Raw genomic sequence first — 14,171 nt, forward strand, 5'->3', positions numbered from 1 at the left:
CATCCTTAGTAAACAAAACTGACCGGCGCGCCGCCCTGCGGATGAGGCAAAATGCCCATGGGAATACCGTAAATGGCTGCCAGCACGTCGGCCTGCATAATGGTTTCCGGGCCGCCTTCGGCAATCATTGAACCGCCGCGTAGCGCCACCAGATGATCGCAATAACGCGCCGCCATGTTGATGTCATGCAATACCGCGATCACGGTTAAACCGCGTTCACGGCTGAGGCGTTGAATCAGCGCGAGTACATCTACCTGATGCGCAATATCCAGCGCAGAGGTCGGTTCATCCAGCAGTAAACAGCGGCTGTTTTGCGCCACCAGCATCGCCAGCCATGCACGCTGCCGCTCACCGCCGGACAAGCTATCCACCAGCCGGCTGGCGAAGGGGTTTAGCCCAACCAGCGCAATCGCCTCATCGACACGATCGCGATCTTCCTGGCCGAAACGCCCCAGCGCGCCATGCCACGGATAACGTCCAATCGCCACCAGTTCACGTACCGTCATTCCTTCTGCAGCAGGCAGTTGTTGTGGCAGATAAGCCACCTGACGCGCAAAAGCTTTGCTGCTCCAGTTCTCTATTGGCCGATTGTTAAGCAAAACCTGACCTTCGCTGGCTGCATGATGACGCCCCAACATTTTCAGCAAAGTGGATTTGCCTGATCCGTTATGACCAATCAATGCGGTGACTTTGCCAGGCGGAAAGGTCAGCGTGAGCGGATGGAGCAGCGTGCGGCCAGGCACATGAAAGCTGACATTTTGCAGTGTAAAAGTGGTTTCTTCGGCGTGCTGATGCTGCATGAGAATCCCTGTAAAACGGGCGCCGCAGCGCCCGGTTAAATCAGAATCTGAAGGTCGCGGTGCCCACAATTTGACGTTCTGCGCCCCAGTAACACGCGTATTCGCGGTAACAGCTGGCGACATAATCACGGTCAAACAGATTATTGACGTTAACGCCTACCGTCGATCCAGGCAATCCGAAGCGACCTAAATCATACTTCAGCGCAGCATCAACCGTGGTGTAACCCGCAACGTCGAAGTTCTGGTTAACGTTGTCGCCCGTGCTATACAAACCTTTGCTTTCACCGACGTAACGCACGCCAGCCCCCACGGTGACACCCGAAAGCGCTGTCTCATGGAAGGTATAATCACTCCACAATGACGCCATATGCTTCGGCACCTGAACCGGTGTTTTGCCTTTTAGCGTGGTGTCTTCGGTGTATTCCGCATCGGTGTAAGTGTACGACGCGGTCAGGTTGATGTTGGCATTCAGCGCCGCTTTGGCTTCCAGCTCAACGCCGCGTGAACGGATCTCACCGCTTTGAATGCTGGCAAAAGGATGGTTTACGCTATCGGGATCGGCGGTGAGGTTTTTGGTTTTGGTCAGCTGATACACCGCAGCAGTGATAACAACAGGGCGATCTTTCGGCACATACTTCACTCCCGCCTCATACTGTTTAGCGCGTGAAGGATCAAACGCCTCGCCACCCCACGTCGCACCCGCGTTGGGTATGAAAGATTCGCTGTAGCTGAAATAGGGTGCAATGCCGTTATCAAACACATAGTTCAGGCCACCGCGCCAGGTAAACGCTTGATCGTTCTGGCGATCAACCGAGTCTGCTACACGATCGTAAACTGAATTCATGGCGTAATCGTAGCGACCACCGAGCGTCAATACCCAGCGATCCCATTCCAACTGATCTTGCGCATACAAACCGGTTTGACGTTGTTTATTGAGATGCTGATAAGGATCGGCAAATGGCGTCACGCTGTCATCACCATATTGAGGACTCACAGCATTCAACGGCGATGCCGTACCAAACTGCGCATCTATATCGTTGCGCGTACGCTGGAAATCCACGCCCAGCAATAATGTGTGGTCAACCTGACCAGTAGCAAATTTGGCCTGCGCCTGGTTATCCACCGCGAACTGGTTCAGCTTCTCATTTGAAGTGGCCGAACCACGTGTAATCTCCTGCGTGGCGGGCAGATAACCGTTGCCGTAAATACTGCGATAATCGGTACGTAAATCCGCGTAGCGCAGGTTTTGCCGCACCGTCCACGTATCATTAAAACTGTGTTCAAGGTTATAGCCGACCATCTTGGTGTTACGCGAGATCTTGTTGCTGTCTTCGCCTTCATCAAAGTTGGTAGGAAGTTTGTATTCGCTGCCGTCGGCACGAATGATAGGTACTACCGTGCCCTGACGCGGCAGCCAGCCGTAATAGCCGGTTTCAGGTTCGTTCTGGAAATAGGTCAGCAGATCGAAGCGGGTATTTTCATCAGGACGCCAGCTGAATGACGGCGCGAGGGTATAACGCTTCTCTTTGTTCATATCCTGCTGCGCATCCTGACTGCGAGCCTGGCCAGTCAGGCGATAACTGTAAACGCCATCATCGTCCAGCGATCCGCTGAAGTCGAAGCCCGTCGAGAACAGATTGTCGTTGCCCATCTGGAATTGCACTTCACGGAGTGTTTCCTGAGTTGGGCGCTTGCTGACCAGTGAAACCACGCCGCCTGGATTGCTTTTGCCATACAGCACCGAAACCGGGCCGCGCAGCAGTTCCGCACGTTCAAGAAAATAGGGATCGATGGCAAATTCAGAGTAGTTGTCGCCCTGTAGCTTCAGGCCATCAAGATATTGATTGGTGTTGGTTTCGCTGAAACCGCGAATCGACAGCGCATCGATCACATCGGAGCTGCCGCGGTTACCGGTTAATACGCCTGGCGTGTAGTTAAAGGCACCTTTCACGCTGGTAACGTTACGCATCTCCATCTCTTCACGCGTTACTACGGAAACCGACTGCGGATTTTTTTCGATGGGTGTATCGGTCTTGGTACCCGTGGCACTGCGTTTCGCGGCAACAGTTGGAGCGGGTCCCCATGCGCTTTCCTGCTCTACGCCGCCTCCGCCATCTGCTGAAACAACAATCGTCTCTTCGGCAAAGGCACCGGCGCTGAAACCACTGAGCGCAAGGGCAATCATCATGGTCAGAGGCTGACGAGAAAAAACACCGCTTTTGTAACAAGGAAAAGTCGTTCGCGCATTCATAAAGTTATCTCTAATGGATGAGTTTTGGGCAGGCGAATCGAAACGATAATGATTATTATAACGGTCGGATAATATGCGAAACGCAGCAATCACTGCAAGCAAAAACCCAAGCGTGACGCCGTTTGCAGCGCGATTGACCGTTATTGATCAAGCACAAAAAAAGGGCGCATAAGCGCCCTTTTTACTCATTACTCTTTCAACTACTTGCCGAACATATCCTTTATCCAGCCCGCAACGCCATCGCTGTCTTTCTGCTCTTGCTGCTGCTGTTGCTGCTGCTGAACTTGTTGTTCCTGCTGCTGCTCTACCTGCTGCTGCTGTTCAACTGCTGCTGCTGCTGCTGGCAAAGCGCATTAGGATCCAGCGCCCAAACCGGCAGCGAGCGCCAGGTGCTGCTGCCTGTGCCGCAAACAAAGTTGCCTGCAGAATCAACGTTCATCAATGACACATCTTCTGGCGGCGTCAGCTGAAGCGGCATCGGCGCCTGATTGTCGAGATAACGGCGATAAAGCTGCATCGCACCACTTGCACCATAAAGCTTGGTGGGTTGGTTGTTATCACGGCCTACCCAGGTAATCGCCACTTCTTTACCGTCGACACCGGCGAACCAGCTATCGATCAGGTCGTTAGTGGTACCGGTTTTACCCGCCAGATGCGCATTCGGGAAACGCGCGCCCAGCGCACGTGCAGTTCCGTGGCTCGCAACCTGCTGCATGGTGTAAAGCGTCAGGTAAGCCGCTTGCGCAGGCTCAACACGTTGCGCCTGTGGGAAGCTCTGATAGAGCACTGTGCCATCTTCTGCAATCACCGAACGCACCGCTGACAGGGGCGCACGGTCGCCGCCGCTGGCAATCGACTGGAAAGCTTGCGCGACTTCAATCGGCGTCAGGTTAAGAGCACCCAACAGCATTGAAGGAACCGGATGCAGCTGATCTTTCGGCACGCCCAGCTTGGTCCAGGTATCCATTACCGCATCCAGACCCAGCGTCATACCAAGGTTAACTGTCGGCACGTTCATGGAGTTGGTCAGCGCATCCACCAGCATCACTTTGCCGCTGAATCGACGATCGTCATTCATCGGTTTCCAGATCGAACCGTTTGGCTGTTTCAGCGCAATCGGTTCATCCGCAATCCAGCTGTTGAGACGATAGCTGTTCGGCTGGCTCAGTGCCGTTAAATAGGTCGCGGGTTTTGCCAGCGAACCGATAGAACGACGCGCCTGCAGCGCACGGTTATAACCGGCAAACTGCGGATCGGCACCGCCGACCATGGCACGCACTTCGCCACTGAAGCGATCAACCACCACCATCGCGGTTTCCAGATCTTTTAAGCCGCGCTGTTTTTTCAGGGTTGGAATACCGTCAAGTACCGCTTTTTCCGCTGCATCCTGCGATACCGGATCGAGCGTGGTAAAGATTTTCACGCCAGAGAGATCTTTGACTTTGTCGCCCAGCCGGGTCTGGAGTTCGTTACGCACCATCTGCATGAAAGCAGGCTGCGGCGTAATCACGCCACCTTTCGGCTGCACACCCAGCGGACGCGCCGACAGCATGTCGTAGAGTTCCTGATCGATCACTTTTTGCTGCTGCAACAAACGCAGCACTAAGTTACGACGTTCCAGCGCCAGTTTCGGGTTACGCCACGGATTATAGAGCGAAGCGCCTTTTACCATGCCGACCAGCATCGCCTGTTGGTCGAGGCTCAGCTCATCGACCGGACGACCAAAGTAATACAAGCTGGCCAGCGGGAAGCCGCGAATCTGATCGTTGCCCGCCTGGCCGAGGTAAACCTCGTTCAGATAGAGCTCAAGGATGCGATCTTTGCTGTAGCGCGCATCCATGATCACCGCCATGTAAGCTTCACGGGCTTTACGCCACAGCGAACGCTCATTGGTCAGGAACAGGTTTTTTACCAACTGCTGAGTCAGCGTACTGCCGCCCTGCACCGCTTTACCGGCGGTAATGTTCGCCAGGAAAGCGCGACCAATCGAATAGGGGCTAATACCATCATGTTCATAGAAGTGGCGATCTTCAGTGGCGATCAAGGTATCGACCAGCAGATCCGGGAAACCTGCGCGTGGCACAAACAAGCGCTGCTCACCATTGGGTGATTGCAGCATGGTGATCAGACGCGGATCGAGGCGGAAAAAGCCAAAGTCGCGACCGTTATCCAGGTTCTTGATCTCACTCAGCTCATCTTTGCTGAAGGTCATGCGCGCGTGGATCTGCCCTTCTTTACTGTCCGGGAAGTCAAACGGACGACGCAGCATATCGATGGTGTTGCCTTTGATCGAGAACTCGCCGGGACGGGTAATGCGCGATACTTCGCGATACTGCGTACCTTCCAGCAGCGCCACCATTTCGCTTTTGTTGTACGCCATGCCAGGTTCGAGGCTGACCATACGACCGTACACCGTGGCAGGCAACTGCCATACTTTACCATCAATGCGGCTTCGGATTTCCGAGTCGAGATAGACGCCCCATGCCGCCATTACCACTACAAATACCAGGAAGAGTTTAATTAACCATCCCAACCAACGGCGTTTGCCGCGCGGCTTTCCGCTTTTACCTTTACGTGGCACGGGTGCCTTCTCCTCGTAATCATCGTCAAAATCATCCTGCGCGATATCGTCATCGATATCTCTGCGGCGACCCCGGTTCGCGCTGCGGCGCGGCGGCAGCTGCTTTCCTTTGCGCCCAATAGGTTCGCGATCGTTCCCAGACATTCGTTTCGTTCTCCAGGCATAGCCATCGGCAAGGCGGTTACTCTAACTGCTTTATCGCATTCCGCATGGCAGAACCCTCTGAATTCGATCCAGCGTTCTCAACCTTGCGGGGAATATTTTTTCGTGCGTCTTGTTGGCAAAGCGTTTGCTGGATCGTCAGGCCAGGGATGTTTGGGATAGCGCCCTTTCATCTCTTTTTGGACGTCCAGATACGCGCCACGCCAGAACGCAGCGAGGTCACGGGTGATCTGCAGCGGGCGCTGTGCGGGTGATAACAGCTCCAGCACCAGCGGCACGCGCCCTTCTGCGACGGCGGGATTGATGGCTTCGCCAAACATCTCCTGAATCCGCACCGCCAGCGCCGGAGGCTTATCCGCATGATAGCGAATAGGTAGACGACTTCCGGTCGGCACAGTGTAATGAGTTGGCAGCACAGTATCCAGCCGCTGACGTTGTGACCATGTGAGCAAATGTAATAGCGCGCTAACAAGATTGACCGACTGCAGGCTTTTTAGATCGCGTACCGCGCTCATCTGCGGCAACAGCCATTGCTCCAGTGAATCAAGCAACGCGGCATCGTCCATCGCGGGCCAGTTCTCTTCCGGCAGCCATTCAACCGCGCAGTGTAGACGCAGACGCAGCTGTTCAGCTTCCGGTGTCCAGCCGAGCACCGATAAACCTTTCTCGCTGATCCAGCGCAGCATCGCGGCATGCAGTACCTCTGGTTCAGGGCGCGCCAGCGGTTGCGTTTTGAGGATTAACGCCCCGATCTGCTCACGTCTGAAAGCGCGCAACGTGCCTTTTTCATCATCCCATTCCACTTCCATACGTTGCTCAATCAACGCGGGATACTGGCGACACAACGCATCGATATCTACCGGCAACGCCAGCAACATGCGTGCATCCGGTGCGGCGCTGCCTTGTAACAACGCAGGCGCAATCAGCCATTCATTACGCGTTAATCCATCCTGCTCATCCAGTTTCGCGCCCAGGCCGTTAGCCAGCTGATAGCGACCACTTTGATCGCGACGTCGTGCCAGGCGATCGCCAAATCCCGCAGCCAGCAAGACGGCAAAGCGATCTTCATCCACGCGCCCACCGCTGACCTTAAGCCGCTTTTGCCACTGCTGAGCACGACGTTGCCAGTGCGGCTGGGGCCGATGCAGCGCATCCCGTAAATCGGCGCTGCCGCTGCGCGGGGATCTTCCAGAATCGCCACCAGCAAAGCGGCGCTGGCAACCGCATCAGCATCCTCGCCAGCGGCGAGCAAGATAGCAGCTAAACGCGGATCGCTACCGAGCTGCGCCATACGGCGACCTTGCGCGTTAAGTTGACCCTTGTCGGCTAACGCGCCGAGGTGCGTTAACTGTTGCTGTGCAGCGCGCAGATGTTTTGCGGGCGGTAAATCGAGCCATTGCAGCTGCTCGGGTTGCGTACAGCCCCATTGCAGCAAATCCAGCCACAACGATGAGAGATCGCTGTGCAGAATTTCCGCTTCGCTTTGTGCTGCTGCCCGTGAAGCTTGTTCTTGAGGAATGAGATGCAAACAGATGCCGGGCGATAAACGTCCGGCGCGTCCGGCGCGCTGCGTCATTGAAGCCTGGCTAATGCGCTGGGTTTGCAGCCGCGTGACACCGCTGCGCGCATCAAACAACGCGCTGCGTTCCAGTGCGCTGTCGACCACCAAGCGAATACCTTCAATCGTCAGGCTGGTTTCAGCAATATTGGTGGCGAGCACCACTTTGCGTCGCCCTGCAGGTGCAGGAAGAATGGCGCGCCGCTGCGCCGCTAACGGCAATGCACCATATAAAGGCGCAAGATCAATATCCTCCGCCACACGTGATTCCAGCGCGTGCTTTACGCGTTCAATCTCTGCGACACCGGGTAAAAACAGCAGCAGCGAGCCGCTTTCTTCGCGCAACAGTTGCGCCACTTCACGCGCAACCGCCTCATCGAAGCGAACCGATTGATTGAGCGATGCGTAACGCCGCTCGACGGGGTAACTGCGCCCTTCTGAAATGATCAACGGCGCATCTGGCAGCATCGCCGCCAAACGGGCATTGTCGAGGGTTGCCGACATCAACAAAATCTTCAGGTCTTCGCGCAGACCTTGCTGCACGTCCAGCAACAGCGCGAGCGCGACATCAGCTTGCAGGCTGCGCTCATGAAACTCATCCAGGATCACTAACGAGACGCCATCCAGCATGGGATCTTGCTGCAACATCCGGGTGAGAATGCCTTCGGTCACGACCTCTAATCGGGTATTACCGCTAACGCAGGTTTCACCGCGCATGCGATAACCCACGGTTTCGCCCGGCTGCTGATTGAGCTGTTCCGCCAGCCGCTGCGCCACGTTGCGCGCCGCCAGACGACGCGGTTCCAGCATAATGATTCGGCCTGGCAGCGCCGCATGTTCCAGTAATTGCAGCGGCAGCCAGGTCGATTTGCCTGCGCCGGTTGGCGCGGCCAGCAGGATTTGTGACGCCGTGTTAAGCGCCGCTAAAATGTCAGGCAGCACCGCGCTGACGGGTAAATCACTCACAGCAAACTCCGATTCCGCCTGTGCTAATATGGCGCGCATTGTAGCACCCATCCGTGAGGATTGCCGGAGACCGCCATGCCGACACAACGCTTATTCTTTGCTATCAGCCTGCCCGACGATCTTCAGCAACAGCTGGTGCGTTGGCGGGCAGAAAACTTTGCTGAAGAGGCTGGACGCCCGGTTGCTGCGGCCAATATGCATATTACACTGGCATTTCTGGGCGAGGTTTCCAGCGAGACGTCGCAGCGCTTACAGACGCTGGCGTCACGCATTGTGCAGCCTGGTTTTGATGTCGATCTTGATGATGCCGGACACTGGCCACGTCCCGGCGTGGTATGGCTCGGTTGTCAGCGCCCGCCTCGCGGCTTGTTACAGCTCGCCAGCCTGCTGCGAGCCCAAGCTGCGCGTCACGGCTGTGTACAAAGTCCCCAGCCGTTTCATCCGCATGTGACCTTATTACGCCACGCTTACCAGCCGGTTGCGCTACCGCCGCGCGGCTTTCACTGGCGCTTTCGCGTGGCGCATTTTTCTCTTTATGCTTCGGAGTTTGCTAAAGGCCGCACGCGTTATCGCGCGCTGGCAAGCTGGCCGTTGCAGGCTTGATCAGGAATCCTATGCATTTTTCTCCACCGCTTAAATCCGCCCGTTTACTTGCCCGTTACAAACGTTTTCTCGCCGATGTGGTGACACCCGAAGGCGAAACATTGACGATTCACTGCGCCAATACCGGTGCAATGACCGGCTGCGCTACACCGGGCGATACAGTGTGGTATTCCACGTCGGAGAGCCTGACGCGTAAATATCCCCACAGTTGGGAAATTACTGAGACGCAATCAGGCCACTGGATTTGCGTTAATACCTTGCGCGCCAATCAGTTAGTGCGTGAAGCGTTGGACCAGCAACGTATTCCAGAGTTATCCGCTTACGAACATTGCCAGGCTGAGGTGAAGTACGGCAGCGAAAAAAGCCGAATTGACTTCCTCCTCCAGGCGAAGGACAAGCGCAACTGCTATATTGAGGTGAAATCCGTGACCCTTTTACATCAAGGAAAAGGCTACTTCCCGGATGCGGTGACGACTCGAGGTCAAAAGCACCTGCGCGAGCTAAGCGCAGTTGCCGCTGAAGGTCATCGAGCTGTCTTGTTGTTCGCGGTTCTGCACTCGGGGATTGAGGACGTTTCCCCGGCCCGTCATATTGACGCGGCTTACGCAGAACAACTGGTCCAGGCGCAGAAGGATGGCGTTGAAGTTTTGGCGTATCAGGCAAACTTATCGGTGGCAGGTATGTTTCTTAAAAATCCTGTTGCAGTAAAGTTGTAATATCTTTAGCAATTATTTGTGCTAAGAATGTTCTGAGCATGACGCCAATTACGCTGCTCCTCACAGGCTTGTCAAGGTGCGTTCACGAATAATTGCTAACCTTGACTGCTTCTGTTATTTATAGCGGCCTGTTTTTTCCCCGTTGGGGGATCGATGTACCCGAGAGATGTCAAGAAGCAGGCAGGCGGCAACGCACCTGTTGCAAGAAGTTGAAGGGTATAGTGCGTGTTATCCAGGAGAAACAACATGCAAGAAGGGCAAAACCGTAAAACATCGTCCCTGAGTATTCTCGCAATCGCTGGGGTTGAGCCTTATCAGGTAAAACCGGGCGAAGAGTATATGAATGATGCCCAGCTGACCCATTTTCGTAAGATTCTGGAAGCCTGGCGTAATCAACTGCGGGACGAAGTGGATCGCACCGTATCGCACATGCAGGATGAAGCTGCCAACTTCCCGGACCCGGTTGACCGTGCCGCGCAGGAAGAGGAATTCAGCCTGGAGCTGCGTAACCGCGATCGCGAACGTAAGCTGATTAAAAAGATCGAAAAAACGCTGAAGAAAGTTGAAGATGACGACTTTGGCTATTGCGATTCCTGTGGCGTAGAGATTGGCATTCGCCGTCTTGAAGCGCGTCCTACCGCCGATCTTTGCATCGACTGTAAGACATTAGCAGAAATCCGCGAGAAACAAATGGCTGGCTAATGCCGCAGCCACTTCGTTGCCGCGCATCAAGAGAACTGCAGGTTTTCTCGTTGCGCGGTAACCTCTAATGCACATGTCAATGTCATCTTGCACTGGGCGCTTCGCCCCATCCCCTTCCGGTGAACTTCACTTTGGCTCACTCATCGCTGCTTTAGGCAGTTACCTTAGCGCGCGCGCGCAAAATGGTCGCTGGCTGGTACGCATTGAGGATATTGATCCGCCGCGTGAAATCCCGGGCGCCGCCACGCATATTCTGCAGCAGCTTGAACAATACGGTTTGCATTGGGATGGTGAGGTGCTGTGGCAATCGCAACGGCATGAAGCTTATCGCGAAGCCCTCGACTGGCTACAACAGCATCGTCAAAGCTACTTTTGTACCTGCCCGCGCAGCCGAATTCAGCAGTTGGGCGGCTTTTATGATGGTCATTGCCGTGATTTACAGCGGGGATCGGAAAACGCCGCATTACGTCTGCGTCAGCATGCGCCGGTGAATGAATTTACCGATCGCCTACGCGGCACGTTGCAGGCCGATCCTCGTCTGGCGCAGGAAGACTTTATTATTCATCGTCGCGATGGGTTGTTCGCTTATAACCTGGCGGTGGTGGTTGACGATTATTTCCAGGGTGTGACCGAAATTGTTCGCGGTGCTGACTTGATTGAACCCACGGTAAGGCAGATCGCGCTTTATCAGCAATTTGGCTGGGCGGTGCCGCAATATCTGCATTTGCCGCTGGCGATCAATGCTGACGGCAATAAGCTTTCGAAGCAAAATCATGCGCCGCCATTGCCTCAAGGTGATGCACGGCCGCTATTGGTTGAGGCGCTACGCTTTCTTGGTCAGCAGGTTGATGAGAACTGGCAGGACGAAACGCAGGAGAAACTGCTGTCTCGTGCGGTGTCACAGTGGAATATCGCTTTGATCCCTCAAGACAACGCTCTGAAACCGGATGCCAGGACAACAGCATTCTCAAACGGTTCTCAACAGGCTATGATTAGCCGCTGATTTTACCCACACCCTTTTTACGTCACTGTCGAGGTGTCCCATTTTTACCCGAGTAGCTAATTTTTGCAGAAAAGTCCTTAAGCGTGATGACGAGGAGGCACCAGTAGAGGTTGAACCCGAGCGTCTTATGACCATTATTCCTCGTGAAAGCCATATCATCTCACGCAAAGACATCAGCGAAAATGCCCTCAAAGTGCTGTATCGCCTGAATAAAGCCGGTTACGAAGCCTATCTGGTAGGCGGCGGCGTGCGCGATTTGCTGTTAGGGCAAAAGCCGAAGGACTTCGACGTGACCACCAATGCCACGCCAGAGCAGATGCGTAAGCTGTTCCGCAACTGTCGGCTGGTGGGTCGCCGTTTCCGTTTGGCCCATGTGATGTTTGGCCCGGAAGTGATTGAGGTCGCGACTTTCCGTGGTCACCATCAGGCTGAAGAGGAAGTGGACGATCGCAACACGTCGCAGCGCGCTCAAAGCGGCATGCTGTTGCGCGATAACATCTTTGGCAATATTGAAGATGATGCGCAGCGTCGCGATCTCACCATCAATAGCCTTTATTACAGCGTGGCTGATTTCAGCGTGCGCGATTACGTCGGCGGCCTGCACGATTTGCAGGAAGGCATTATTCGACTGATTGGCGATCCGGAAACCCGCTATCGCGAAGATCCGGTGCGGATGCTGCGCGTGGCGCGTTTCGCCGCCAAATTGAACATGCGCATTGCACCAGAGACCGCGGAGCCGATTCCTCGCCTGGCCACGCTATTACGTGACATTCCGCCAGCGCGCCTGTTTGAAGAGTCGCTTAAGCTGCTGCAAGCCGGTTACGGTTACAGTACTTATCTCAAGCTGTGCGAATACCAGTTATTCCAGCCGCTGTTCCCGACGCTGTCACGCAACTTCACCGAAAACGGTGATAGCTTCATGGAACGCATGCTGGCGCAGGTGCTGAAAAATACCGATAACCGCATCCACAACGATATGCGCGTAAACCCGGCATTTTTGTTTGCTGCCATGTTCTGGTATCCCCAGTTGGAAACTGCCGAGCGCATTGCACAGGAAAGTGGCCTGACCTACTTCGAAGCCTTTGCCATGGCGATGAACGATACGCTGGATGAAGCCTGCAAAGCGCTGGCGATTCCCAAACGTATTACTTCGCTGATTCGCGATATTTGGCAACTCCAGCTGCGTATGTCTCGCCGTCACGGTAAACGAGCGTGGAAGCTGATGGAGCATCCAAAATTCCGTGCAGCCTACGATTTGCTGGCGCTGCGTGCTGAAGTTGAGAATAACCCAGAGCTGTTGCGCCTGAGCCAGTGGTGGGGTGAATTCCAGGTCGCTGCACCGCCGCATCAGAAAACCATGCTGAATACTCTGGGTGATGATCCTTCACCGCGCGGTAAAGCGCGTCGTCGTCGTCCTCGTTCGGCTGCGCCACGGAATCAAAGCGCGTCATGACCCGCGTTTACCTTGCGTTAGGCAGTAATCTCGCCGATCCGCTGCATCAGGTTGATGCAGCGTTGGCAGCGCTGGATGCGCTGCCCGAAACGCAACGTATCGCCACCTCCGCGTTTTATCGCACCCCGCCTTACGGTCCAGCGGATCAGCCAGATTATCTTAACGCTGCCGTCGCGCTGGAAACCCAGCTGTCGCCAGAAAGCCTGCTCGACCACACTCAACGCATCGAGCTTGAGCATGGTCGCGTACGCAAAGCTGAGCGTTGGGGCCGCGCACGCTGGACATTGACGTCATGCTGTTTGGCGAAGCGGAGATCAATACCGAACGCCTTATCGTGCCGCATTACGACATGCTGAATCGCGCCTTTATGCTGCTGCCGCTGCTTGAGATTGCGCCCGATGTTGCCCTGCCCGATGGACGCGCACTCAAAACCTTTCTTCCTACACTGGATGCCAGCAATATTCGCCTCTGGCACGCCTGAACCGCACAATAGCACTTCTTTCATTCCGCTCCTTGACGCTATCCAGTAAACTTCGCCCATCAGAACTCCCTGAGTTGAGAAGGTTATGAAACCCACCACGATTTCCCATTTACGCCAGTGGAAAGCCAGCGGTAAAAAATTCGCAACGCTGACCGCTTACGATTTCAGTTTTGCTCGCCTGTTTGCTGATGAAGGTATTCAGGTGCTGCTGGTCGGTGATTCTCTTGGCATGACGGTTCAAGGTCACGACTCGACATTACCGGTTACGGTTAGCGATATTGCTTATCACACGGCGGCAGTACGTCGTGGTGCGCCGCAGTCGCTGCTGCTTTCTGACCTGCCCTTCATGAGTTACGCCACGCCTGAGCAAACCTTCGAGAATGCCGCGCAGCTGATGCGCGCCGGGGCCAACATGGTGAAAATTGAAGGCGGTGAGTGGCTGGCTGAGACCGTACGTATGCTCGCCGATCGTGCGGTGCCGGTATGTGGTCATCTCGGGTTAACGCCGCAGTCGGTGAATATTTTTGGTGGCTATAAAGTGCAAGGTCGTGATGAGGCAGGTGCTGAACGCGTGCTGGCTGATGCATTGGCACTGGAAGCAGCAGGTGCACAGTTACTGGTGCTTGAATGCGTGCCGGTCGCGCTGGCGAAGCGCATCACCGAAGCGTTGACCATTCCCGTGATTGGTATTGGTGCCGGTAACGCCACCGATGGTCAGATTTTAGTGATGCATGATGCCTTTGGCATTACCGGCGGGCACATTCCCAAATTCGCTAAAAATTTCCTGGCCGAGACCGGCGACATTCGCGCGGCGATTCGCCACTATATTGCCGAAGTGGAGTCTGGGGCTTACCCCGCCGCTGAACACAGTTTCCAGTAATTCAGGAGAATTGCA

8 protein-coding genes and 3 pseudogenes are annotated in these 14,171 nt (G+C 55.0%); 7 read left to right on the forward strand and 4 right to left on the reverse strand.

Going from position 1 to position 14,171, the window contains the following annotated elements:
• Positions 1-5: 5 nt before the first annotated feature.
• The 4 genes and pseudogenes from fhuC to hrpB form a co-directional block, all read right to left on the reverse strand.
• Positions 6-800: a Fe3+-hydroxamate ABC transporter ATP-binding protein FhuC gene (gene fhuC, locus KQP84_RS18170; RefSeq protein ID WP_215847583.1), complete on the reverse strand. Its 795-nt coding sequence runs from the start codon at positions 798-800 to the stop codon at positions 6-8.
• A 40-nt stretch (positions 801-840) separates the two neighbouring features.
• Positions 841-3,051, reverse strand: coding sequence for a ferrichrome porin FhuA (gene fhuA, locus KQP84_RS18175; protein WP_215847584.1), 2,211 nt, complete (start codon positions 3,049-3,051; stop codon positions 841-843).
• 200 nt (positions 3,052-3,251) lie between these two features.
• Positions 3,252-5,776 (reverse strand): annotated as a pseudogene (gene mrcB / locus KQP84_RS18180) (bifunctional glycosyl transferase/transpeptidase).
• A gap of 98 nt (positions 5,777-5,874) precedes the next feature.
• Positions 5,875-8,357, reverse strand: a pseudogene (hrpB, locus tag KQP84_RS18185) (ATP-dependent helicase HrpB).
• A gap of 36 nt (positions 8,358-8,393) precedes the next feature.
• On the opposite strand from hrpB, the gene thpR reads away from it, so the two are divergent.
• From thpR to panB, 7 genes and pseudogenes are all read left to right on the forward strand, one after another.
• The gene (gene thpR, locus KQP84_RS18190; protein WP_215847585.1) at positions 8,394-8,921 is read left to right on the forward strand and encodes an RNA 2',3'-cyclic phosphodiesterase; all 528 of its coding nucleotides are present in this window, start codon (positions 8,394-8,396) and stop codon (positions 8,919-8,921) included.
• Between the two features lie 11 nt (positions 8,922-8,932).
• On the forward strand, positions 8,933-9,637 hold the full coding sequence (sfsA, locus tag KQP84_RS18195) for a DNA/RNA nuclease SfsA (protein WP_215847586.1): 705 nt from the start codon (positions 8,933-8,935) through the stop codon (positions 9,635-9,637).
• 246 nt (positions 9,638-9,883) lie between these two features.
• Positions 9,884-10,339, forward strand: coding sequence for an RNA polymerase-binding protein DksA (gene dksA, locus KQP84_RS18200; RefSeq protein ID WP_008925615.1), 456 nt, complete (start codon positions 9,884-9,886; stop codon positions 10,337-10,339).
• 73 nt (positions 10,340-10,412) lie between these two features.
• Positions 10,413-11,342 carry a tRNA glutamyl-Q(34) synthetase GluQRS gene (gluQRS, locus tag KQP84_RS18205; protein ID WP_215848334.1) on the forward strand — a complete coding sequence of 310 codons (930 nt, stop codon included), beginning with the start codon at positions 10,413-10,415 and terminating at the stop codon, positions 11,340-11,342.
• A 40-nt stretch (positions 11,343-11,382) separates the two neighbouring features.
• The gene (pcnB, locus tag KQP84_RS18210; protein ID WP_215848335.1) at positions 11,383-12,795 is read left to right on the forward strand and encodes a polynucleotide adenylyltransferase PcnB; all 1,413 of its coding nucleotides are present in this window, start codon (positions 11,383-11,385) and stop codon (positions 12,793-12,795) included.
• Positions 12,792-13,276 (forward strand): annotated as a pseudogene (gene folK / locus KQP84_RS18215) (2-amino-4-hydroxy-6-hydroxymethyldihydropteridine diphosphokinase). Before pcnB ends, folK begins: the two are co-directional and overlap by 4 nt.
• An 85-nt stretch (positions 13,277-13,361) precedes the next feature.
• Positions 13,362-14,156, forward strand: coding sequence for a 3-methyl-2-oxobutanoate hydroxymethyltransferase (gene panB / locus KQP84_RS18220; protein WP_215847587.1), 795 nt, complete (start codon positions 13,362-13,364; stop codon positions 14,154-14,156).
• The last annotated feature ends 15 nt before the right edge of the window (positions 14,157-14,171 follow it).

It is taken from the genome of Candidatus Pantoea bituminis (assembly GCF_018842675.1).
Taxonomy (GTDB): Bacteria; Pseudomonadota; Gammaproteobacteria; order Enterobacterales; family Enterobacteriaceae; genus Pantoea; species Pantoea phytostimulans.